This window comes from Marinibactrum halimedae (assembly GCF_021234875.1).
Classification (GTDB): domain Bacteria; phylum Pseudomonadota; class Gammaproteobacteria; order Pseudomonadales; family Cellvibrionaceae; genus Marinibactrum; species Marinibactrum halimedae.
Genome location: NZ_JAJQVM010000022.1, coordinates 79,221 through 102,960, shown reverse-complemented (window position 1 = coordinate 102,960; position 23,740 = coordinate 79,221). Strand labels below are relative to the sequence as shown.

Below are 23,740 nucleotides of genomic sequence, written 5' to 3'. Positions count from 1 at the left end.
TTCGCCAGCTTCCACTTGTTGTACTGCACGAATGCGAATTTCTTCGAGCGTATCGTGACTTAATTTTCTGCCATCATTTTTCATGACTGTATTATACAGTGTTGTCTAAGTTATGCACCCTTTAGTATATTAAAACTCAATCTTTATGAAGTACTAAACGAGCTGATATACCTCCACTCCGCCGCAATGCAGGAGGCTGTTCAAAATTCTGTGTCATGCGAAGCGGATTGGCTTCGCTTGATTGCTACATATTTTATGCGAGTCAAGCTCGCACAAAATATCGCAGCGACATTTTAGCATTACAGATCTAAAAATCCCTGTAAACGGTCTTCAAAGTGAATGGGCATTTAAAATTCCAGCATACAGTAGCTTCAATAAACTATTTTCATTAGCAAAGCCACCTTTCGTCTTGGTTAATTTTCGAAATTGCCTATGCACTGCCTCAACAGCATTAGTGTTTATAAGTAAGCGCCACTCCGCCGCCATGCGGCTCTGGGCAGCGCTAACCTTCATTATGTAATGAGCTATAAAAATATCGATTTCCCTAAATTAAAACCGCCACTGGGCCGTCATACCCATTAAGTCCACATCGTCCTGATCTAAATACAAACGGGTAAACCGACCGCTCAGACTCATGGTTTCCGTTAATTTTACTTCCAGAAAAACGCCCGCTAATAAATCTGTGCCATCACGACTCGCGCTAATGGAATTCCCCGCATCAATATCGTCTTCCCACAAATAAACCCCAACTTGCGGGCCGAGCGTAATGGTGTCGCTGAGGGCAAAGGCGTGGTCGTAAGTGAGGGTAATCCCTTCGGCGGTGATGGGATGAGTATTTTCCAGTGCCGTGGAAAGGGTGTTTTCGGCGATGTCTTCGTTTACCGTAAAACGCGTATCCACATCGCCTAAGTCTAAATAACCGAGGCTGATGACACCTTTGTTGGTGTCATTCAAGGTGAGCGCCTCAAAGCGCCACTGCAGCCACCACGCGTAGCGATCGTTGTCGAACGCATTGATGGAAACAGCCTCAGAAGCAAGACCCAATTCAGCGGCGAGGTCGGTTTGATAACCACGACGACTGGAACCGTCGTCCACCGTAAATAAACCGACAGACAATTCACTGCGCTCAAGAAAGCTTCCGTTATTATCGTTGTTCCCCTGTAGATTCCCGCCGCTTTGTGCATAAGCTTGCTCAGACGCGGTGAATAACAACGCACTTGCCCCCAAGATCATGGCGGCAGCCGCTTGTTGAGGTGCCGGGCGGCGACGCAAACGATACGCGCCTAAGCCCAGCAACAATAACCACAATACCGGCCCGGTGGCACCACCACCGCCTCGGGTGCTGGTGGTGTTACCCACAGGTGGATTCGCTCGAGACACCGCACCTGGGTCAATCACCGCCCCGTTGGCAATGCCATCGGCATCGTTCGGGCCGCCGTCTTCGAGTGTTAACTGAAGACAGAAGTGACCTTCAGTTAGCCCAGTTTGCCATTGCGCATCTCCCGGCGGTGGACAGAAGCCCAGCTCGCCCTCGCTTGAGTGCAGGGTGTTATTGGCGTCTTCGACAAAGTCGACCCAACCACCGCTCTGGAATTTACGGTAGCGGGCATTGGCGGGTATGGCTTCGGTCAGCGGCAGTACAATGCTGACGTTTTGTCCGATGTTCGGTAGGTCTTGCACTTCGAAGTCGAACACGCCACCCACTGGGGTAAACATAGCGTCGGTGCTGATGTCGGCGTTATTGGCGATATCTTCTTCACTTAAGCGCACGCCACCCCCGATGCTGGTTAAGGCGTATTGGCCTAAGCGACAACGCACACCCGCATCACATTCCACAATAAAGCGGTTGGACTCGGACAGTACTTCGGGCACCACATTAAGAGCCACGGTGTTGTCTTGGTAGTTGGGGATGCCGTCATTGTCGCTGTCGCCGATGCCTTCATCCAAATCCGAAATGCCATCGCCGTCGGAGTCTTCAGTTCCTGACAGCACCACCGGCTCCTCCACCACGACGATGTAGGTGTTGACGGTATCGGTGGCACCGGCACTGTCGGTAACGGTGAGGTTAATGCTTTGGCGCCCAAGGGCCAGCGAGATCGGGTCGAGGGTGAGGGTTTGGCTCTCGGTACTGCCAGAGGCAATGGAGGACACAAACTCTTCGGCGTTGCCCGACCAACTGAACGTGTGCTCATCCATTGTGTTCAGGTCTGAGACGTTGGCCGTGAGGGTGATTTCACCATTGGTGCGCGCCACAAGTAAGACGGCGCTGCCACCTTGGGTGATAACGATCGTCCCTTCTGGCGCAACGTTGCCTTCTTGCACGGTAATGGTGTGATCCACCTTGGCCCCACTGTTGATGTCGAAGACATTGGGGTTAGCGGCATCAAAACCTGCGGCCAAGTCTTGTTCGTCTGTGGTTTGGTCATCCAATTCGATGGTTAAGGTGTCACCGCTGCTGCCACCAAGAATCGACACGGCCAGCGGCACTTCCGTCATGCCTTGCTCGAAGGTCACCGAGCCCGCAGCGAGGGTATGATTGGCTCCATTCAACGTGCTGGTATCGCTAATGCGATAGGGTACGGTGAAGGGGTAATAGAACGACTCGCCGTTCAAGATAAAGCGAACATTGAGCGTGCTGCCTTCAATGGCTTGCTGGTTTTTGCTGAGCGAGACGAGTGGACGTACATCCACGGTTTGTTGAACTTGCCCTACGTTGCCGCGACGGTCGGTGGCTTGCCATAAGACTTGGTTACGGCCCGGTGGAAGGTAAACCACGTTGTCATCGGTGAGTGAAGAGGCGATCGGTGTGCAACACCCCTGCCCTTCCACATTGTCGGTCACTAATGGTGCCAAAGCACTGTTAATGGCAGCCTCGGTAGCGTCTTCCGCCAAGCCCGCCAGTGTGGCTAACGAGACCGGTGTAAATAAGCCGGTGGCATCCAACACCAGTGGTGCCGGTGCGGTCACCTCTGGAGGTGTTGTATCCACGTAATCCAGCGGATCATTGGGGTTGGTGTTATCCACAATTTCTTGGGCATCGGGAATGGTATCGCCATCGGCATCTGGCCCTAGTTCCACGGTAATGGAGAACGCCGGCAGCACGACGGTTTCGGTTCCGTCGCTGACGCTGATTTCGATGGTGGCCGTTGAGCCCACATCACTGATGGCTGGCGCCCCGCTTACCGCACCGGTGGCGGCATCAAAGCTGGCCCAAGCGGGAATCCCGGTAGCCGTAAAGGTGAGAGTATCGCCCGTATCGGCATCACTGGCGGTAGGGGTAAAGCGGTAAGTATTGGCAACCGAAGCGGCGGTGTCTGCCGTACCGGAAATCACCGGGGCGGTGTTCAGAGGCACAACGCTGACGGTAAAGCACATGTCATCGTTGAGGGTGCCATCGGTAATACGCACACACACTTCGTGGTCACCAGCATCGGCGGCGCTGGGGTTACCGGTAATTTGCGGTGGAGTGTAGCGACGGATACGGTGGTTAAACGTATCGGCGATATAAATGTCGCCATTGTCGGCCACCACCAGATCGTAAGGGGTATCAAAGCTGGCCATCAGTGCCGAACCATCTTGGAACCCGCTTACACCAGAGCCTGCAATGGTGGTGACATAACCCTCTGCACTCAACCGTTTCAGCTCATGGGTTTGTATATCCAATATATAGGACACCCCATTTACGCTGGTATCAACCGCAAAAGGTATGATTGGCTCTGGCAGGAAGAACTCGGTGCCTGTGGCACTGATGGTTTGTTGACGTAAAACGGTGGAGGTCTCACCACTGGTCGTCGATACCGAGCGTAGGGCAGGCTGGGAGGTTTGCGTCACTAAGAGCTGGTCACCCCTTAAAGACATTCGATACGGACCAAAAAAGGTAGCCGCTGCACCGGTGCCATCGGCAGAGCCATCAGCCAAGTTATTGGCTGAGCCGCCACCGGCTAACGTACCCACCACACCCGCTTCGGTGAGAGTACGAATACGTTCATTGGCGTTATCGGTCACGTACAATAAGCCGTTGGTATCAATGGCAATGTCTGACGGTCCATCGAACCGGGCATCCGTGCCTGTGCCATCGAAGTAACCGGCGGTACCCCCGGCCACAGTGGTGACCACGCCGTCGGGGGTAATGCGACGAATCGCATTGTTATTGCCATCGGCCACCCAGAGGTTACCTGAGGCGTCTACCTCCAACCCCCTTAGGCTTCCAAATTCAGCGTCCGTCCCCGTACCATCCAGTGCTCCCAAGTTACCGCTGCCCGCAAAGGTGGTGACATCACCGCTAGGTGAAATGGCGCGGATCACTCTGCCGGTACTCTCTCCCACATACACCACACCCTCGTCGTTTAGGGTAATACTGAAAGGAATAGCAAATCTGGCTGAGACGCCATTACCATCCACAGTTGCCGACGTGCCATCTCCGGCAACGGTGTCAACTTGTGCCCCACTGAAGTTCAACCACGATGGGCCACTAATCAAACTCCAAGAAACACTATCGTCGTTGATGTCAAAACCATCGAATACCAAGCGATAGTCCATGCCTTCCGTAACGGAAAGGTCGGTGCTGTCTGGCATGATGGCCACCGGGGCATCGTTGGTGGCATTGACGGTCACAACGAAGTTAAATGTTTCGGTATTCGAGCCGTCTGTCACTTCCCCCTCAACTCTGTAGTTACCCGTTTGATCGATTGCAAAGGCACCCGCAACGGTCACTTCGCCCGAGCTGGGGTCGATGGCAAACAACCCGTCCGCATCATTGGTTAAGGAGTACGTCAGGTTCGAGGTGATATCAGCGTCGGTGCTGTTCACGGTCAACCCAACGTAGGTGCCTAAGGCGGCGGTTTCTGCAACCACATTGTCAACGGCATCAGAATCGGTCGGCATCGTGGGCGCAAATTCGTTTATATCGGTGACGTCCACCGTGATGGTTTGAGCGGCGCTGGTATTGACGCCATCGCTGACGGTGATGGTTAAGCTGTAAGAAGCACTGGTTTCCGCATCAAGGTTGGTATTGCTGGCAATGGTCAATTCGCCACTGCTGGCATCCAAGGCAAAAACGCCCGCTGTATTGCCCGCCGTAATGGCCCAGTTACTAAAGGTCGTCGCTCCATCGGCATCGGTTGCGGCCAACGTGCCCAGTGAAGCGGCATTGGCAGCATTTTCTGCCACCGTAAAGGTTTGCCCAGCCGTAATCACCGGCGCATTAGAACCACTGTTGATGGTATCCACCCGGAAGCTAGTGAGCGTTAATGCCGTACTGGCGTTGCCTGTGGCATCGGTGACGGTGATGGTACAGTCGCTGTAAGTGCCATCGGCCAAGGCCGTCGTATTGTCTGGTTGGGTTAGCGTGATGGTGTTATTACCACTGCTGATGGCACCTTCACTCGCGCTGCCACAGCTGCCCCCCACAGCCAGCGTACCGGCTTCATCGGTGGAGAAAGTCACATTCGGCGTGTTGTCGGCCGTTGGTGTGGTTACGGCGGTGACTTCGGCAACCGTCGGTGGTGTGGCGTCTTCGGCGATCGAGACCGTTGCTGCATTCGTCGCACTCACCAGTGCATTGCCGGATAGAATACTTACGGTAAATATCGCTGTTTCACCATCATCGCTGACGGCATCGTCCACCGCCGTCAGGGTGAAATTGGTGCTGCTGGTACCATTCGCAATCGTCATGGTTGAGCCACTCAAACCACTCAACGAGTAGTCTGTGCCCCCGCCCGTTGCGGTGCCACTCGTCGCCACACTCACCGACACATTTCCATCGGCATTCACCGCATTACCGCTACCGTCTTGCAGGTTCAACGTGTAAGTGGCAGTTCCGCCATTTTCATTAATGGAGGTTGGGCTTGCCGTGAAGGCCAGCTCAGGCATGGTCGTGAAGTTGAGCGTCGTACTATCGGAAATGCCCCCAAATCCATTACCCGAGGTATCGGTGACAGTGGATGCCCCAATTCGCACGGCGTATTGAGTACCCGCTAAAAAGTCCGCGCCAGGAGTAATAATGATGTTACTGGTATTAACCGCCACGCTACCCGACGCACTGCCAGTGGCTGCCGTCGCACTCGATGCAGTAAACGTCTCGCGTATGGCGTTATTGCTGACATCAAATAAAGTGAGAGTTTGCCCGCTCACTAACTGCACATTTTCATTAAACGACACGCGGATAACATCGTTAAGTGCAATATGGATAGCATTGTCGGTCGGCACAGAATTGGCTGCATCCAATGTTGGTCCAACGGTATCCACCAACACGTTTGTCGTCGTTCCAACACTGTTGAGCGTGAGCACCGCATCATTACCTGGGGCATCTCGTAACGTGCCACCATTAAGCGCAAGAGCCCCAACCGCAATACCATCGGTATCTTGGTCTCCGGTTTGTACTGTGTAGCGGAACACCAAGGCACTGGTGCCTGAGCCACTTTGATAAGTCGCCTGACGTGTGGTGGAGCCAATTGTAATGGCCACCGTGGGCGAACCACCGGTGGTATTTACGGTAACGTTTTCTGAAAAATTCACCGTAAAGTCGAGGTTTTGAGTCGCACTGTAAGTGCCATTACTGGGTACACCCACACTGGTGACCGTCGGCTCAGTACCACTTACGGTAATACCATTCGTTGAATCAGCGATATTTCCTACCGTGACGGCACTGACAAAATCGTCCGCTGCGGCAAGGTTGTAAGTGGTGCCACCGGATGATGAGGTGCCATTAAAATCCATTAACGCCTCAACAGCCGCAATATCGGCGCCGGTCAACGTCACCGTAAATTGAGTGGCACTGTCAATTTCCACATCCGTAGACGTTGTTAAAGCGCGGCTTCCGCCTCCCTCACCGGTCAGCGTTAACGCACTCACATCAATATCATTTGCCGCCCCGGCGTTCGCTACAAAGTTGGAGCCGGTCACAACAAGGCTATTGGTACCGGCATTGTAAGTGGCGGAGGTGATAATAGGTTGAGCGAACGCAACCCCTTGAACACGGAAGTTATAAGGGTTTTCATCGGCATCGGCATTGTCGATTGAGATATCCGCCGTCTGTGTACCCGATGTGGTCGGGTCAAAAGTCACGACGAAAGTAGTCGAAGCACCGGCAGCGATTGGATCTGTGGCAGGTTGCGTCGTAATAGTGAAATCCGATGAGCCAGAAATGACCACATTGGGTGTGCCGGTTAAATCTAATGCCGCGTTACCCGTATTTTCGATGGTGAAGGTTCGCGCTAGGTTAGCCCCACCCACAAGGTGGGAACCAAAATCAGTATCGTCTGCCGTTGACGGCGTAGTATCACCATCAATAATGGTCTGGCCATTGCCTTGAAGGTTGATTTCTGGGGTCGCCTGACAATGCTCATCCGCATTACAGACCTCGCCATGAAATGGACCACCATTACATACAGAGACGCCAAAAATAGAATCAAACACGCACGAAGACATCACAAAGTCGACACCCTCTACGCCCAAAACCTTCATATGCCCCAACAAAGAAGGAGATGAGATGTACTCACCTGAGGTCTGTCCTTTTACGCTCGCTTGTATAGTGGTTTCAAACTGCGTTTGGCTACGTTTTACGTCCGCTAACAACTCCTCCAAACTTTGTTTGGCCGCTGTTCTCTTTTCTGATTTCGATATTTCTGGCTCTTGTACAAAAGCATTATCTTGCTCGGAACGACTTTTATTTGTCTCTAAAGCTGCTTTTGAAATTGAATCAAAGGGAGAATGAAGCGAAGTTGAGCCCTCATCGATTGTCACCGAGTCATTTCGTTGCACACTGTATACAGAGGTTTCATTTTTTTTACTCTGTGAAAATCGAGTGACGCTGGACACAGCCACTGACCCAGTTGCCATCAATAGAGGGGCAACCATGGCACTGACTTTAACTGCCGCTTGGCGACCTGGAAATAACGCATTTTTTGAGGGGGTACCCTCTGAAGGGGGGCGGCTTTTACTCATAACCGTATTTCTCACTTCGGTGAAAGACATTATTACTTTTTTATGACCATAGAAATACCCATTGAGGCTTAACAGTTATTCTATAAATCAATGGAATATAGCTCGCATAATCTTAAAACCATAATTATAGTATAAATAGCAAAAGGTGCTTTTAGACTTTATGGTAATCGCGATTTTATGAGGGGGATGAATAAGTTGTTTTCGGAGATATAAATTCAATAATGGTAATGATGGCCGGGTTTAAGACCACTACTGAAAGCGATCACTGGATTGTTACTACTAATGAAAACCTTATGTGTCGCTGAACGTACTTGGAAAAGTGAAGAAAAAGAATGCATAAAAAGCGATATTTTAAAAAAAATCATTTGTTTTTTTTCATAACGCTATGGCTGATAACGGTAGATTGTTATTCGAAAACCATTCAACGCTGCCCCAATACTTGGGGGCTAACGCATTTTAATGATGGTGTGGTACCGGTTATATTAGAAAAAAATAAAAATCAGCTTTACGCGCTAGTGACCTTAGAGTCTAAAAAGAAAGTAAAAAAAGACTATCGCTTTCCAATCTGCCTACTTCCCTCCCTCATTGTAGAAACGTCCTCTTCCTCAAAACTAACCAGATTACTGGATAATTTACTAAAGCAAGAGCTACCCAAAACTCCATGGAGAACGATTGTAAAAACAGAGAAACTCTACCAAGGTCATAGTTCGACTTTTTGGTCACTCTCTTTTCTCTCGAACACAATAGCCGAGTCACTACTCGTACCATTGAAGGATTTACTTCAAGCCTCTGAAGATATTTTCAGTGTGCACCCGAACCTTATTTTTCACCGGAAAATGATGCAACAATATTTTTCCTCTCCCACACACGCACAAACTGGCTTTTCTTCACTGACGAAAATTTGGGAGAAAACATTAGGGGAGAACACCACTTTAGCCATTATCGACAGGGGGTTTGATTTTCAACACCCTTATTTTGATGGGCTGAATAGGACGCTTTTTTCCCCCCTAAAAAATGGGAATGAGTCAAATTCGAGTAACATTCGCCCCCACGGAACCCATATGGCAACCGTCATTGGCACTCAACACAATAATGCCGAATTTCATGGGCTTGCACCTAAAACCCATCTACTTGCCATTGAGCTAACAGGCTCATCTATATCGGATATTTTAAAAACCTTAAATATCGCCAAACAAAAAAAAAGTGATGTGATTAACTTAAGTTGGGAGCTGCTCTTTACCTCTTACCCAGTAAGAAAAGCCATTGACGATATCGCCTCAAATGGAAGAAACGGTAAAGGCACCATTATTGTCGCCGCAGCAGGAAATACAATAAATGAAGTGCCAGGTTTATATCGATTGGCATCACAACCGAAAGTATTGGCTGTGAATGCCGTTACTGTGGATGGGAAGATCATCAATAAAACCCAAGGTGATTATATTGATATTTCCGCCCCTTCCTTTTTTAACACCTTTGAAGTTTCAAACCACGGGCACTTTGCAAGTAACCGAGTTGCCGGCTCATCCGGTGCCACTGCTGTCATTTCCGGCTTTGCTACCCTATTGCTATCAGCATGCCCTCATTTGACGAGAGACGCCGCTTTTTCATACTTGTTAACATCCATTCGCTTAGCCCCTAAAGAGAAACAGCAATACTTAGGAGTAGGTGTTTTCTCTGATAGAAAATTCTATGAGAATCTTCATTTTTGTATGAAACAATAGACTGTTTTAAAACCTCAATCAGTTAATAAAAATTAATTAATAAAATATGACTAAAACTGACGAACTCCTCGATAAAGAACCCGATTTTCAATGTGAAGCCAGCAGTAGTTTTTGCAAAATACTCTCTACACTCGGCCTTTCCATTATTGCCACGTCATATCAATCAAATCGTGTTTTTGTAATTCGTTCGAATGGTGACACACTGCATTTAAGCGTGAAGGCGTTTCCACGACCAATGGGACTTGCCGTTAACCAGCAACAAATTGTCCTCGGTATCTCATCTCAAATTATTGATTTTCGCCGATTTGATCATGTTACTACTGATCTTGAACCAAAGGGGTTGGTTACCAGCTGTTTTGTACCAAGAAGGACTCACGTTACCGGAATGATTAATATTCATGACATTGCTTGGGGTGATGAAGGGCTATGGATAGTTAATTCTAATTTTTCTTGTCTGTCACAAATACAAGGCAACGACAGCTTTACTCCTAAGTGGAAACCGCCTTTTATCAGCGACCTAGCCCCTGAAGATCGTTGCCACCTAAATGGCATGGCCATACGCGATGGAAAGCCACGTTATGTGACTTGCTTTAATACCCAGAACGAGGCACAAAAATGGCGTGAGGTTCGTGATAACAGCGGCATTATTATGGATGTGAAAACAAACGCTATTCTTGTGGATGGCCTTCTTTTGCCCCACAGCCCTCGATATCACTCTGAAACAGAAAAACTGTATTTTTGTAATTCGGGAAAAGGTGAGTTTTGCCAATACAATCCTGAGACTGGCGAGTCGAAGGTATTAGTAACGTTACCGGGATTTTTACGAGGAATGGATTTTTATCAACACCTCGCCTTTATTGGTTCAAGTTTGTATCGTGAGTCTGAATCTCGACCCTCCTTAGCCTTAAACAGTGATGAGACTCTCTGCGGTATTTTTATTATTGATTTAAATGATTTATCGATTTTAGGATTACTGAAATTTACCGGTGATGTAAGCCAAATTTATGATGTTGCCGTCGCCGATTTATCCTTTACTGACCTTCTTCAAATCGATGAACCTGAAGTGGCCAATATTTTTGACTTTCCTCCGTTGTAAAACCTCTCTTAATTTTTCTTTAATCTTTTTTATCCCCCTTTTTAATATTAGGGGGAGAGGTAAATTTTAATTTTGCACAAACCACATTACTTGCCTCTACGTTAATAAACCTCTGCATTCACTAGGTTTTGTATTGATACGGCTTAGGCTCACCTTCCGGTGGACGACGATAGCGTTTGTATTCCCACTGGTATTGTTCCGGCACGGCACGGGCGCATTGCTCAACGGTGTAATTTAACCCTTCGATGGCTTCGGCTTTATCATCAGAATAGAGTTTAGAGTCCACATCGGCAATCACGACATGAAAGCCTCCCGGCACGCGCTTCGCAAACGCCGCCACCACTTGAGATTGAGTTTTGGCTTGGAGCTGACGAACCAACGTCATGGTTAAGGCACGTTTGTTAAAAAATTTTGCGTATTCACCGTTGCCATCAATGGGCAATTGGTCTGGCAATATGCCCACCATTTCGCCGTTGCGCAGTACCTTTAATAATATGGATACCCCTTTACGATTGGTGGGGGCCAACTTGTTAACACGAAGGCGCGCTTTTTTAATTAACCGATCGATTTCGGGTAGCGGTGCAGGTTGGTATAAACAGGTAATGTCTTTGGACAAGCTGGATAAATAATGACCAAGCACTTCCCAATTGCCCATGTGGGGCGCGAGAATAATGACGCCCTTTCCTGTGGCGAGTTTTTCTTTTAACAGCGATTCGTTGGTCACACTAAGAATGCGCGACTGTACCCACTTGGGTGAACGCAACCACACTGGCCCCATTTCCGTAAACGTTTGTGCTGTATGAATCACGCTGAGCTTGGCCAGTTGTTTACGCTCTTTTTTACTTTTTTCAGGAAAGGCATAACCGATGTTTTCTTCGGTTACTTTGGCCACGCCACTGCGCGTTATCCACAAGCACAGCCCAATCCATCGCCCCACCCAACGATTGAGCCGAAACGGTAAGCCCGCAAACCCATAAAAGAAAAGGCGTCCGATTCTGCCTTTCCAACTTTTTTGAGCGTTTGTGTCGTCCAACGTCTCTTGGGGTTTGTTTTTTTCTTTCATTGCGTTATTCACTAAGAACAGGCACTCGGCCGTTGTTTGTTGTCGTTATTGTGTTGTTCATCGTCCACTATGACGATGAAGTGTGCGGTGTGCGAGCTTAACAGATTCAACTTGAGACTCAATTTGAGCCATCACACTCGGTGTGTCTCAAAACTGTGGTGAGAAATTGGATTAAGGTGTCTATAATTCTGCGCTTAGTTTTGCACACACCACGCCGAAACCTCGTATGATCGGCAACTTAACGTGCGTAACAAACGAATTAGAGATTACCGAGACCATTATGCCGGAACCCACCATGCAAAATAATGAAAGCAGCAAACCAAAGGTCGATACCTTTCAGGGGTTAATTCTTGCTCTGCAACAATACTGGGTAAACCAGGGTTGCGTTGTACTTCAACCATTGGATTTGGAAGTGGGCGCAGGCACCTTCCACCCTGCCACCTTTTTGCGTGCTGTGGGCCCTGAGACTTGGAACTCAGCCTATGTGCAACCATGTCGTCGCCCTACCGATGGCCGCTATGGGGAAAACCCCAATCGCCTGCAAGCGTATTATCAATTTCAGGTAGTGATGAAACCGTCACCGCCGAATATCCAAGATTTGTATTTGAACTCTCTTCGTGAATTGGGTATCGATACCAACGTTCACGACATTCGCTTCGTGGAAGACAACTGGGAATCCCCCACTCTGGGTGCCTGGGGCTTAGGTTGGGAAGTCTGGCTTAACGGTATGGAAGTCACTCAGTTTACCTACTTCCAACAAGTGGGCGGTTTAGAGTGCTACCCCGTCACTGGCGAAATTACCTACGGCCTAGAGCGTATCGCCATGTACCTGCAAGGTGTGGATTCCATTTACGACTTAGTATGGACTTACTCCGCTGACGGAAAACCGGTCACCTATGGGGATGTGTTCCACCAAAACGAAGTGGAAATGTCCACCTACAACTTCGAAGAAGCTGACGTGGATTTTCTGTTTCAAACCTTCGATGTATGTGAACGAGAAAGCCAACGTTTAGTGGAAAAGGGCTTACCTTTACCCGCTTATGAAATGGTGATGAAAGCCTCTCATGCTTTCAACCTGCTGGACGCCCGCCATGCCATTTCAGTGACGGAACGCCAACGCTTTATTTTGCGGGTTCGTGCCCTTGCACGGAGTGTGGCACAAGCCTACTACGATGCACGCTTGGCATTGGGCTTCCCATTAGCACCGGAAGCATTGCGCGATGAAGCCTTAAAGCAAGAAGCACTTAAGCAAGAGGCCCAGCAACAAGAAGCCCAAAAGCAAAAGAAGAAGAAACAAGACAACCCCAATGCCGCCAAAGACGCTGAGGAAGAATGAAACATGAGTAACGAATTTTTAGTGGAACTTGGAACCGAAGAGCTCCCACCAAAGGCGTTAAAATCCCTTTCAGACAGCTTTGCCGACGGTATTATTCGGGGCTTATCCGATCAGCAATTAGGGTATGAGAGTGTTTCGACTTTTGCCTCTCCAAGACGCTTAGCGGTATTTATTAAAGGCCTCGACGATGCTACCCCGAAAAAAGAAGTGGTGGTGTGGGGGCCTCCGGCAAAAATCGCCTTTGATGACAGTGGCTCGCCGACGAAAGCCGCCCAGGCGTTCGCCAGCAAAAACGGCATTGAGGTAAGCGAATTAAAAACCGAGAACGACGGTAAGGCCGATAAACTTGTGCATCGCAAAGTGGCTGGTGGTGAAGCAACCACGTCTCTACTACCCGTCATCGTCGAGCAATCATTGAATGGCTTACCCATTCCTAAACGGATGCGTTGGGGCGCCCGTCGTGATGAGTTCGTTCGCCCAGTTCATTGGCTGGTGATGCTCTTTGGTGATCAAGTCATTGATACCACTATTTTAGGTTGTCAATCTGGAAATGTGAGCCAAGGACACCGATTCCACTGTGCTGAAGAATTAGTGATTAATCACCCCAACGAATATGAATCGTTACTAGAAACCAAAGGCCATGTGATTGCCAGCTTCGAAAAACGCCGAGACATTATTGTCGAGCAAGTACAAGCTCAAGCCACCAGTATTGGTGCCCAAGCCGTGATTGAGTCTGATCTTTTAGATGAAGTCACCGCATTAGTCGAATGGCCACAGGCGCTCACAGGTCGCTTCGATGAGCGATTCTTATCGGTGCCTGCTGAAGCATTGATTTCGTCCATGAAAGAGCATCAGAAGTATTTCCATGTAGTCGATGATACCGGCCATTTAATGCCCAATTTTATTACCGTTGCCAACATCATCAGTACCGATCCACAGCAAGTGATCAGCGGTAATGAACGCGTTATTCGCCCTCGCTTAGCAGATGCCGCGTTCTTCTTTGAAACGGATAAGAAAACCACTCTCGGTCAGCAACGAGACAAGCTCAAAAATATCGTCTTCCAGGCACAACTTGGGTCGGTTTATCAAAAAACCGAGCGTGTTGCCGCACTGGCGAAAGCCATCAGCGCCAAATTAGGCCAAAAAGGCTTATTTGCTGAACGTGCAGGTGAACTGTGTAAGTCTGATCTTGTGACCGAAATGGTACTGGAATTCGACAATATGCAAGGCATTGCCGGTCTCTATTACGCCATGAATGACGGTGAACCTGAAGAAGTCGCCCAAGCCCTGGCAGAACAATATTTACCCCGTTTCGCCGGTGACGAGCTTCCCTCCACCGATACCGGTACCGTTCTCGCCTTAGCGGATCGCTTAGACACCATCGTAGGTATCTTCGGTATTGGACAAATACCCTCTGGCTCAAAAGATCCATTTGCTTTGCGTCGCGCCAGTCTCGGTGTACTCAGGCTGATTATTGAAAAACGTTTAGATTTGGACTTGGCAGAGTTAATTGATTTGGCAAAGTCTCAGTACAACGACTTACCCAAAGCCGAGAACGTTAAAGACTCTGTGCTAACGTACATGTTGGATCGTTTGCGAGCTTGGTACGAAGATGCCGGTATCAGCGCTGAAGTCTATTTGGCCGTACACGCTAAATCCTTGTCGACCCCAACGGATATTCATAATCGCATTTACGCTGTCGCGGAATTTAGTAAATTGGACGCCAGCCAAGCATTGGCTGCGGCCAATAAACGAGTATCGAATATCCTCACAAAAGCAGAAGCCACTTACTTAGAACCCGTCAATGAAGTGCTTTTACAAGAAGATGCGGAAGTAAAATTGGCCGACGCTCTGGTTGCCATGGATGAAAAAGTTGCACCACTGCTTGCTAAAGCAGACTATACCGACGCCCTAGCCATGATGGCCGAATTGAGAGAGCCGGTGGATGCGTTTTTCGACAATGTGATGGTGATGGCGGATGACCCTGCCCTGCAAACTAACCGTTTATCATTGTTGGCTCAGCTAAGAGCGTTGTTCTTAGAAGTCGCCGATATTTCACTGTTAGTGCCTGCAAAAGGCTAGGTCTGCAAAGGTAAGCTGGGTATGAGCTTGGTGGTGATCGGTCGCGATGGTGTGATCAATGAAGAAGTACCCGGTGGCGTGAAAAGCCTCGCCCAATGGGTGCCCATAGAAGGCAGCATCGATGCCATCGCTAAATTATCGAAGTTTGGCTTCACAGTGGTGATTGCCACAAACCAACCTGGTTTAGGAGAAGGCTCTTTAGAGCTGGATCAACTGGAAGCCATTCACAATACCCTTCGCGATAGAGTCGAAACTCGGGGGGGCAATATTGCTGGTATTTTTTATTGCCCTCACCGTGCTGACGAACAATGCCATTGTCGTAAGCCCAATACAGGGCTTATCGATGCGATTGAACTAGAGTTGCAAGCGCCTATTCATGAAGTGCCTTTGATTGGCCATCGCCAAAGTGATGTCGAGCTGGCTCTAGCCACGGGTGCTACACCCTTGTTGGTCAGAACTGGGCAAGGTGTACACACCGCTCAACACTATACGAATACTGGCTCTACAAATACCAACTCTACAAATACCAACACCCCACCAGAAATATTTAACTCTCTCAGTGACGCCGCTGATTACGTTATTCGATTCTTTTAATCCTTAATTTCTTATTTTTTTAACTTCTCTATTCATTGATTCTATGGGTATCATTGGGCGGACGTCATCAGATACCCAAAAGATGGGTTATTGTCCGCAATTAATTTTATTTAAAACTAAATTTATACCGAACCCATTTCACCGACCACTAACCTCTCACACAAAAACTCCATGACTTTTTTTCGTTCCTTAATTTTTAATACGTTATACAGTTTGTCGACTTGTTTATTTGGATTGTATGGATTAGTGATCTGCCCTTTTTTACCCCAAAGCTGGGGAGAGCGAGGGATTATTGTCTGGAACCGTTTTATCGTCTTATGCTTTCGCTGGGTTTGTGGTGTACGCCTTAAAGTGGTTGGTCAATTACCCACGCTCGATCAACCCTATGTGATTTTGGCCAATCATCAAAGCAGCTGGGAGACATTTTACCTACAGAGCCTGTTCTTCCCGATGAGTACCATCTTAAAACAGGAATTGTTGAAAATACCGTTTTTTGGTTGGGGACTGGCCCAGCTTAAACCCATTGCCATCGATCGCTCGAACCCAATGAAAGCCTTAAAACAGGTGAAACGAGAAGGTATGGCAACCATTAACCAAGGTCGTAGTTTACTTGTTTTCCCACAAGGTACGCGTGTTTCACCGGGAGAGACCGGCACCTACGCACGCAGCGGTGCCGATATTGCCATTGGTGCTAATGCCCCCATCATCCCGATTGCCCATAATGCTGGGAGCTGCTGGGTGAATAAGTCGTTTATAAAACGCCCTGGCACCATTACCGTTCATATAGGAGAACCTCTGCAGGTAGACGGTAAGTCATCTAAAGAAGTCATGGCGATAGTACAAGAGTGGATAGAATCTCGTATTGCCACAAAAGCCTAAATCAAAAACTTTTCCCAAACTCCCTTCTTTTGCTTGAAGAAATGGCTCCCTGCATTTTCATTCGTACTCCAATCTATTTTTCACTGTAAAAATGTTGGAGTACGTAACTCCAATTATGGGGAATCGTAAGCAAATTTTAGCGCCACATCGTGAACTGCTAGTCATCTGTGAGGCCAATCGCCTTTTGTTGTAATAAACCTACCTACAATACGGAAGTGTTGTTTTTTTCATCAAAGGATATTGTAGGGACTATCGTGTTTTACCCATTTTTAAAAACCACCCGTACTCGATTGGCTCATACTATTGTCAATCGCTTGGTCAATAATGGACTGATCAACGTATCATCATTTTTTTTTCGTTCGCGTAATCGCTATTCACCAATACTCAAGCCATCAGTAGTCAAACCATCAATAGTCAAACAGCTTACGAGCACCCCAACAATGGCAGAGATGTCTTTTAAATCGCTTTTTCACGCTATAAAACATCTCATTAGGGGTCGTTTTGTGGGCTCTCATTCTCACAGCCCTCAACATCAACTTATACACTTTCCTTTTTCTTCAAAGAAGAAAGCATCGGCGTCTCAACCTCGTCAATTGGTACCAGGAAAAAACATCGACCATTGTTTTAACAAAAAAGACTATAAAAGCTCTCGTCAACGACAATATCGCGTTCACCTGCCTTCAAATTATTCTTCAAATAAAACCTACCCTTTAGTCGCGGTGCTTCATGGGTGTGGCCAAACCCATGAAGACATCCAAGCCATCACAAATATGGACAACATTGCCGACCGTGATGAATTTATTGTGGTCTATCCGTTTGTCACCAGCTACAACGGCATGCGTGGGCGAAATTGCTGGGCTTGGTGGTTACCCAATCATATTCATTCTGGCGCGGGAGAGGTTGAGGATATTTGGCAAATACTCCAAGAAGTACAACAGGAATACTCCGTTGATGAGCGTCGTATCCATGTGGCTGGGCTATCTTCTGGTGCCGGAATGGCTGTGGCGTTAATGGTCACTCAAGCACAACATATTGCCTCAGGCGCAGCCGTCGCGGGTGTCCCTTACAGTGAATCAGCCCATGCTGTGAATTTGATGCGCCATTTGTCTCCCAGCTTCAAACCCGTAGATAACATTGTGGAGTCGATGGATAACGAAATGGGCGAAAGAAAACGCGCCGTTCCTCTCTTTATTGCCCACTCACACAACGATACGACCGTGGACATACAAGCTGCCATTAATCTGCGTGATAGTTGGGCAGAATGCTTTGACGTTCCTGTTTATCGCAAAAGCCGAACAGAAAATGGGGAAACCGGCGATACCCAGTGGGAACTCACCGCCCATTCCAGCCATCACCAGCGTAATATGATTCAAACACTCTTTTTGCATGGACCAGACCACGGTTGGTATGGCGGGCTGCCCGGTCGCTTCAGCTACCCAGAAGGCCCCAATATCTCTGAGCATATTTGGGAGTTTTTCCAAGAAAACCCATTAACCACCAACACACGATTAAGAGATAAAATCAGCGCGCCTTTACGCTTATTTAAGCGGTGAGCATTATTCTCAGGCTGCTCTCAAATAGATTTAAACAAAATATTTTGGTTACGCTGAAATACAAAATGGCATTATAAAACCACACCAAAAATTCAAAACAATATAACGTTGTCTTAGCATTACCCACTTGAAACCAATAAGCTGGGTACTCTAGGAATCATTGATACACAGAAAATCGTCAATAAATATTCAGACACGAAAAATTTATAAGGTTATAACGGAAATATAGGGATATAACGTGAAAAAGAAGCCATAAAACAATGGCAAAAATAAAAGGGAATTTTCACATGTCTACCAAAATCAGCTTCGCCTCCTTTAACCTTTATAATTTTCAATATAAAGGAAAAAAAACCTATCCCAGAAAACCAGTCATTACCGAACACGACTATTGCCAGCAGCGACATTGGATTCAAGAAAAATTACGTGAAATTGATTCTGATGTGGTTGTCTTCCAAGAACTCTGGAGTAAAGAGTGCCTTGACGAAATACTTCAATTAGAAGAATTCAAAGATTATGAAGCTCATTATATTAATGATGATGGGTGGTATCAGATCGCAGTAGCACTGATTGTTCGACGCCCTTGGGAAGTGGATGGACCAGTGAGTGTTATCAAAGATTTTCCATTCCAGCAACTCGTCAAAGTCGATGCCAAAGATGGGGAAGACGACGAACTGGTTGTTAAAATCCGTCGGTTCTCGCGCAGCGTGATTAAAGCCTGCATTAAACACCAAGACGCTAATACCCCACCGATTACTCTATTTGGGTGCCACCTAAAATCCAAGCTGGCATCCAGTGCTGAAAATGTCGATAAGCCCTATCAGAACGCCGTAGGCAGTGCCATCTCTACTATACGTAGAACAGCTGAAGCCACAGCATTAAGAATGATGCTTATTGATCACATGAAAGGAGCAAACACGCCCACCGTTGTGATAGGTGACCTCAATGATGGCCCTCTAAGCAACACACTCAATATCATTACCAATCAACCTAAAATGACTAAAAACGCTCGAGGCGGTGACAAAGCGCTTTATAGCACTCTTTTTCTACAACAACTGCAATCCTTTCGAGATGTGTTTTATACCCATGAGCATAAGAATCATCTTGGGGTTTTGGATCATATATTGGTCTCGGAAGAATTCTTTGAACACTCAACGGATGCTATTTGGGCACATGAAGAAACACGCATATGGAACGACCATGTGGGAGATCAAAACCCTTATTCAAGCGATCACGGTATTATTAAATCAACGTTTAAATAAAGGTTGAGCCCTCTTTAGGCAGGTCTCCTCAACAATAAAGCTATTTGATCTTATCACTGCCCACTTTAAGCGCTTCGCGGATTTCTTTACTGTTTAGCAACGGAGGAAACTCATACCCATTCGTAATCAAATATTAGGCATTCGACTAGACCGAATCAATACTTCTAAATGACCTTAGTTAGAACCGCTCTCTAAATCCTTCTGCAATTTGTTCGAAAATAGCCATAAGCTCAGTATCCCTGTCCGTATCGTTGATTTCGTTGGGCTTTCGTGGATTAAAGTGCTTGGCGATGGCAATGAGGAGATAAGCATTTTTATCAAAATAGCCTGGGCAATACACGAGAACAGATCCAGATGTCCGGTTGAACTGAACAACTCTGACTGGAAATCTTTGCCCATTTCTCTTGATATGTATGTGCTGAAGCTGAACGTATTGCCGGTTGAAGGTATGGTCGTATGGTACATCTCGGCCAAATGTCGCTGGTAAGCCTTTCCCTTCTTTATACTTGCGAAAGTCTCGGATTAGCTGCTGACATTCCATTTCAGTTAGGTCATCCTTGATCAGTTGATGCATGAAAATACGTACCCCCACCATAAACTCCCTTTATTTAAGATATTTTTGCTTGAGCTTTGATTTAGTTGTTTTCTGTGCCGCAGCATCAATTCTAGAGGAGCTAACAGGCACTTCTGGTGCTGACGGGTCATTTATGTTTTGGTCGTCTTCATAAATCACATCGACACCACTCTTAGCGTTTTTATTTTGAATGTGTGTTTTTTTTAACATTCTTCAAATCCTCCTAAATCTTTTTTGGCTCTCTCTTTCAAGCCTTTAGACATTTTTTCAAATTTTTCATCTGTCAATGTAAATTCCGCAGGAATATCCTTTATCTCAGTTGTCCCGCGCTGTGCATATTCAAGAAAGTTCACCATATCTTCGTAGATGTTGGCTGGAACTGCGTAAAACTGGATTTCGTTGTGAGAAGACACTGCTACTGCATCGCCATTCGCTTCAGCAAGCGCCGCGCTTGGGTTAGCTTTGAACTTGCTGATCGATGTTGTGTACCCACATAAGATTTTTTGCAACATCGTTACCTCCGATTGTTTAGATCTAAATTTAGACCTAATTTTAGACCTATATTAAGATCTATGGAAATCTGTCAGGAAGAGGCTGAGTAAACTCATTGACTCTGAGAAATGGGCATACCCGGCGCAAAAGTGGAACGTCACATTATCGCAAATGGCCATTCACTTTGAAGACCGTTTACAAGGATTTTTAGATCTGTAATGCTAAAACGTCCCTGCGATATTTTGTGCAAGCTTGACACAGAATTTTGAACAGCTTCGTCTATTTATTCTATGCGGTTTGCTCACTAATGTGATCACATATCAATTTGCCTATCACTTTTCCTAATGTTACAGGAACAGCATTTCCGATCAATCTACCAATTTTTGAAAAAGAGACAGACTCTTCTTTTGATAAGAATGAATAGGTCTTTGGAAACCCTTGAAGCATAGCCGCTTCTCTAAGTGTAATAGCCCTATCTTCTTCCGGATGCCCAAAACGGCCATTCCCATAACCAAAACACTGAGTTGTGATTGTTGGTGAGGGAGAATCCCATTCCATTCTTCCATAGACGGAAGGGTAAGTAGCACCCGACTCTTTCTGGTGGCATTTCGCCCTAAGGTGCTTTGGCCAATCCCTCCATGTACCGCCAGGTTTAGAACTTCTAATTCGTTCCAAGTTAATTTTACTAAGGCGGCATGCTTTATGTAAGTTGTCCTTCGGATCCTGTTCGCCAGCGTTGAGCTTAGATAGATTTTTTAGAACGGCTCTTACCGTTTTTTTTCGATAGTTAAAATCCGGGATCTGTATATCTCCCAATTTGGAAGCTACAAGTACCAAACGTTTTCTTGTTTGGGGTAATCCTATCGACTCACATTCAACGATTTTCCAATCAACACTATACCCCCTCAAGCTTTTTACAAACTGTTTAAAAATAGGTTGAGAAACTAAAGGTGGAACATTTTCCATTGTAATAACATCGGGCTTAATATCGTTAATAATCTCACCAAAGTGCCCCACCAATTTCCAGTCTTCAGTTCCATTAAGTTTTTTCTTCGCGGATCGAGAATAGGTCGAGAATGGTTGGCACGGTGCACACCCAGCAATAACTGAATATGCACCACCTTCAAATGCCCGCTCGATTATAGACGTATCTATGCACGCTATATCTTCACAAACAAATTTAGATTTTGTGTTGGCCTCAATCGGATAATGGCAGGCAGGATCGATATCCACGCCCAGTTTTACTGAGATGCCAGATCGCTCCAAACCATAAGTAAGACCTCCTGCGCCACAAAATAAATCTACTGCAAATATCTTCTTATTTTTTTGTTTCATCAAAATGCTGATACCATGTATTTCTTTTCATCTATGAATTGTTGAAAAGATTCAACTGCAGCGGTCATGTATTCTATCGTTACATCTGCCAATTCACTAATTTGTTGTATTGATAAGTCGCGAGCCCCATCTTCGAAATTTCTGCGACCATGAGCAATAGCATTTCTACGATCAGCCAAAAACTCTAAAGGTGTTTGGTCACCATACTTTGCTGCCGGAGCTATTTTGCGATGCATTTCAGGATCTAAACGAAAATTCACATTTAGCCTCTGTGAAAACTGATATATAACTTTGTCAGACCAAGTACCACTTGGCTTTTTAAATTTAAGGTTTTGAATGCTTTCTTTGTTTAAAAGTTTGAGGGCCGCCTTATGAACAATTTCTAGTCTACTATCTTCATTCCCTTCAATCCCGATAGACGCATATGTTCGGAGCCATTCCTTTAAAGTATTTTCAGTCCAATCGTTTGGAGAAGATGACTTAACTTGATTCCCTATTTGCTCTATTGTCAAAGTCATAATTGCTTCGACAATATTGTAAAGATGAATTACAAGACCAGATTTTATAGTCAATAAGTGGCGTACTGTCAGAACAGTTTCTCCAACGGGTATAACGTCACCCTCAACGAGATGAATTTCCAACGCACTAGCCAATGTCAGATGAGAATTAAAATCATCTTTTTTTTCATCTAATGTTGAAATTAAAGTAGTCATTTTTGGAGCAGAATATTTTTAATAAAATCAACTCTACCCTCAAGCTTTGAACGGACATTTGCTCCGTCAGAAACCACTATTCGGTCAAAATTTTGCTTATTCATCTTTTCAATAACCGCATCAGGTGCCGCTTTTAAGTCGGGATTTTCTCTTAAAGCCAAGCCAGACCCAACAGCTATGGCTTCAAACCGTACACGTGGTATCGTTTTCGCATTGGATGATTTTCTAAAACCAAGAGGAAACGTTTTCTGAACAAACTCTAGTACTTGAAGAAACTCTTCACGCATTCTTTGGATAATTTCGGGATTATCTTCGGCGCCTTTGTTCGAATTCTTTAGGTAGTCAAAAAGAAATTTGCTAGGTCGATCCCGATATCCTGGAAAACGCCCATCGTCAGTGTCATAAGTATTTATATATGCAAAAAATCGGGTAATAAGTTCCTCTCTCTCCCGTTTATTTATCAACTTGGTTGATAGCGGGGTCATAACAGCAAACTGTTCACTTTTTGCAAGCTCATCAATTAGAGTGGTAACAGGCCCAGGTAAAGATCCTCTGCGAATTTCAACAGGCTCAGCAGATGTTCCCATTCGGTTAATTCTCGCAAACATCTCTGCACGAGTTGAGGGATCAGTATCTGTATCAAGAATAATCGTTCTTATAGTAACGTCTTCAAGCTTATTTTTTCTATCGCCTGGGAGGTCATCAAATGTAAATCCATTTAATTCTGGGACTAAAACCAGATTACTTAGTATCAAATTTTCTTTAAGAAATGATCTCATTGCTCTCATTCTTTGAGAGCCATCAACAATTTCCATCGTCCCTTTATGAGTTTGGTAAAAAAACATAAAGGGGATTGGAAGCCCAACAATAAGAGACTCGATAAATTGAGACTTTTGTTCATCACTCCACCTGGCATTACGTTGGTATTCCGGGACAAAATACCTATCACCAACGTCATTACTAAACCTGCTCACATACATAGAGACAGGATATTCAGCCACATTAAATTTAACTTGCCTAGCTACTGTACTTATAGCTGATTCGGCTTCGCGTATACGCTCCTCATCAATCTCAACGGACTTCTTTTTTACCATTTTCC

Annotated in this window: 16 protein-coding genes and 1 pseudogene; 8 read left to right on the top strand and 9 right to left on the bottom strand. The window is 46.3% G+C overall.

Annotation, left to right across the window (positions count from 1 at the left end; translation table 11 throughout):
* Positions 1-299 precede the first annotated feature (299 nt).
* Both LU351_RS13580 and LU351_RS13575 read right to left on the bottom strand, forming a co-directional pair.
* Positions 300-459, bottom strand: a pseudogene (locus LU351_RS13580) (IS256 family transposase); the annotation flags it as partial.
* Positions 460-549: 90 nt separating this feature from the next.
* Positions 550-7,944, bottom strand: coding sequence for a choice-of-anchor D domain-containing protein (locus LU351_RS13575; RefSeq protein WP_232594624.1), 7,395 nt, complete (start codon positions 7,942-7,944; stop codon positions 550-552).
* Positions 7,945-8,276: 332 nt separating this feature from the next.
* Here LU351_RS13575 and LU351_RS13570 point away from each other — a divergent pair, with 332 nt between their 5' ends.
* Complete coding sequence (locus LU351_RS13570) at positions 8,277-9,665, top strand: S8 family serine peptidase (protein ID WP_232594623.1); 1,389 nt, start codon at positions 8,277-8,279, stop codon at positions 9,663-9,665.
* Between the two features lie 46 nt (positions 9,666-9,711).
* Positions 9,712-10,761 (top strand): TIGR03032 family protein, encoded by a 1,050-nt coding sequence (locus LU351_RS13565; RefSeq protein WP_232594622.1) that lies wholly within the window; start codon positions 9,712-9,714, stop codon positions 10,759-10,761.
* Between the two features lie 121 nt (positions 10,762-10,882).
* Here the strand turns inward: LU351_RS13565 and LU351_RS13560 are convergent, their stop codons facing one another.
* Positions 10,883-11,824 (bottom strand): lysophospholipid acyltransferase family protein, encoded by a 942-nt coding sequence (locus LU351_RS13560; protein WP_232594621.1) that lies wholly within the window; start codon positions 11,822-11,824, stop codon positions 10,883-10,885.
* A 295-nt stretch (positions 11,825-12,119) separates the two neighbouring features.
* On the opposite strand from LU351_RS13560, the gene glyQ reads away from it, so the two are divergent.
* The 6 genes from glyQ to LU351_RS13530 all read left to right on the top strand — a co-directional run bounded on the left by glyQ (position 12,120) and on the right by LU351_RS13530 (position 19,527).
* Positions 12,120-13,160, top strand: coding sequence for a glycine--tRNA ligase subunit alpha (glyQ, locus tag LU351_RS13555; protein ID WP_232594630.1), 1,041 nt, complete (start codon positions 12,120-12,122; stop codon positions 13,158-13,160).
* Positions 13,161-13,163: 3 nt separating this feature from the next.
* Entirely contained in the window at positions 13,164-15,242 is a 2,079-nt protein-coding gene (gene glyS / locus LU351_RS13550; RefSeq protein WP_232594620.1) for a glycine--tRNA ligase subunit beta, read from the top strand.
* Positions 15,243-15,263: 21 nt separating this feature from the next.
* On the top strand, positions 15,264-15,836 hold the full coding sequence (locus tag LU351_RS13545) for a D-glycero-alpha-D-manno-heptose-1,7-bisphosphate 7-phosphatase (RefSeq protein WP_232594619.1): 573 nt from the start codon (positions 15,264-15,266) through the stop codon (positions 15,834-15,836).
* Positions 15,837-16,007: 171 nt separating this feature from the next.
* On the top strand, positions 16,008-16,715 hold the full coding sequence (locus tag LU351_RS13540) for a lysophospholipid acyltransferase family protein (protein ID WP_232594618.1): 708 nt from the start codon (positions 16,008-16,010) through the stop codon (positions 16,713-16,715).
* 503 nt (positions 16,716-17,218) lie between these two features.
* The gene (locus tag LU351_RS13535) at positions 17,219-18,268 is read left to right on the top strand and encodes an extracellular catalytic domain type 1 short-chain-length polyhydroxyalkanoate depolymerase (RefSeq protein ID WP_232594617.1); all 1,050 of its coding nucleotides are present in this window, start codon (positions 17,219-17,221) and stop codon (positions 18,266-18,268) included.
* A 287-nt stretch (positions 18,269-18,555) separates the two neighbouring features.
* A complete protein-coding gene (locus tag LU351_RS13530; RefSeq protein ID WP_232594616.1) occupies positions 18,556-19,527 on the top strand; it encodes an endonuclease/exonuclease/phosphatase family protein in 972 nt (323 codons plus the stop codon).
* Positions 19,528-19,705: 178 nt separating this feature from the next.
* On the opposite strand, the gene LU351_RS13525 is transcribed toward LU351_RS13530, so the two are convergent.
* From LU351_RS13525 to LU351_RS13500, 6 genes are all read right to left on the bottom strand, one after another.
* Positions 19,706-20,122, bottom strand: a complete 417-nt coding sequence (locus LU351_RS13525) for a type II toxin-antitoxin system YafO family toxin (RefSeq protein WP_232594615.1) — start codon at positions 20,120-20,122, stop codon at positions 19,706-19,708.
* A 9-nt stretch (positions 20,123-20,131) separates the two neighbouring features.
* Positions 20,132-20,311: a hypothetical protein gene (locus LU351_RS13520; protein WP_232594614.1), complete on the bottom strand. Its 180-nt coding sequence runs from the start codon at positions 20,309-20,311 to the stop codon at positions 20,132-20,134.
* Entirely contained in the window at positions 20,305-20,613 is a 309-nt protein-coding gene (locus LU351_RS13515; RefSeq protein WP_232594613.1) for a type II toxin-antitoxin system Phd/YefM family antitoxin, read from the bottom strand. The genes LU351_RS13520 and LU351_RS13515 overlap by 7 nt, the downstream gene beginning before the upstream one ends.
* 268 nt (positions 20,614-20,881) lie before the next feature.
* The gene (locus LU351_RS13510) at positions 20,882-21,928 is read right to left on the bottom strand and encodes a DNA cytosine methyltransferase (protein WP_232594629.1); all 1,047 of its coding nucleotides are present in this window, start codon (positions 21,926-21,928) and stop codon (positions 20,882-20,884) included.
* The gene (locus LU351_RS13505; protein ID WP_232594612.1) at positions 21,928-22,641 is read right to left on the bottom strand and encodes an MAE_28990/MAE_18760 family HEPN-like nuclease; all 714 of its coding nucleotides are present in this window, start codon (positions 22,639-22,641) and stop codon (positions 21,928-21,930) included. The genes LU351_RS13510 and LU351_RS13505 overlap by 1 nt, the downstream gene beginning before the upstream one ends.
* Positions 22,638-23,735, bottom strand: a complete 1,098-nt coding sequence (locus tag LU351_RS13500; RefSeq protein WP_232594611.1) for a DUF262 domain-containing protein — start codon at positions 23,733-23,735, stop codon at positions 22,638-22,640. Before LU351_RS13500 ends, LU351_RS13505 begins: the two co-directional genes overlap by 4 nt.
* Between the last annotated feature and the right edge of the window lie 5 nt (positions 23,736-23,740).

What these genes read in the sequence shown, in the direction of transcription:
- LU351_RS13545 (WP_232594619.1), top strand. Translation starts at nt 15,264, where the DNA reads ATGAGCTTGGTGGTGATCGGTCGCGATGGTGTGATCAATGAAGAAGTA.
- LU351_RS13575 (WP_232594624.1), bottom strand. Translation starts at nt 7,944, where the DNA reads ATGAGTAAAAGCCGCCCCCCTTCAGAGGGTACCCCCTCAAAAAATGCG.
- LU351_RS13560 (WP_232594621.1), bottom strand. Translation starts at nt 11,824, where the DNA reads ATGAAAGAAAAAAACAAACCCCAAGAGACGTTGGACGACACAAACGCT.
- LU351_RS13530 (WP_232594616.1), top strand. Translation starts at nt 18,556, where the DNA reads ATGTCTACCAAAATCAGCTTCGCCTCCTTTAACCTTTATAATTTTCAA.
- LU351_RS13510 (WP_232594629.1), bottom strand. Translation starts at nt 21,928, where the DNA reads ATGAAACAAAAAAATAAGAAGATATTTGCAGTAGATTTATTTTGTGGC.
- LU351_RS13505 (WP_232594612.1), bottom strand. Translation starts at nt 22,641, where the DNA reads ATGACTACTTTAATTTCAACATTAGATGAAAAAAAAGATGATTTTAAT.
- LU351_RS13515 (WP_232594613.1), bottom strand. Translation starts at nt 20,613, where the DNA reads ATGTTGCAAAAAATCTTATGTGGGTACACAACATCGATCAGCAAGTTC.
- LU351_RS13525 (WP_232594615.1), bottom strand. Translation starts at nt 20,122, where the DNA reads ATGGTGGGGGTACGTATTTTCATGCATCAACTGATCAAGGATGACCTA.
- glyS (WP_232594620.1), top strand. Translation starts at nt 13,164, where the DNA reads ATGAGTAACGAATTTTTAGTGGAACTTGGAACCGAAGAGCTCCCACCA.
- LU351_RS13500 (WP_232594611.1), bottom strand. Translation starts at nt 23,735, where the DNA reads ATGGTAAAAAAGAAGTCCGTTGAGATTGATGAGGAGCGTATACGCGAA.
- glyQ (WP_232594630.1), top strand. Translation starts at nt 12,120, where the DNA reads ATGCAAAATAATGAAAGCAGCAAACCAAAGGTCGATACCTTTCAGGGG.
- LU351_RS13540 (WP_232594618.1), top strand. Translation starts at nt 16,008, where the DNA reads ATGACTTTTTTTCGTTCCTTAATTTTTAATACGTTATACAGTTTGTCG.
- LU351_RS13520 (WP_232594614.1), bottom strand. Translation starts at nt 20,311, where the DNA reads ATGTTAAAAAAAACACACATTCAAAATAAAAACGCTAAGAGTGGTGTC.
- LU351_RS13565 (WP_232594622.1), top strand. Translation starts at nt 9,712, where the DNA reads ATGACTAAAACTGACGAACTCCTCGATAAAGAACCCGATTTTCAATGT.
- LU351_RS13570 (WP_232594623.1), top strand. Translation starts at nt 8,277, where the DNA reads ATGCATAAAAAGCGATATTTTAAAAAAAATCATTTGTTTTTTTTCATA.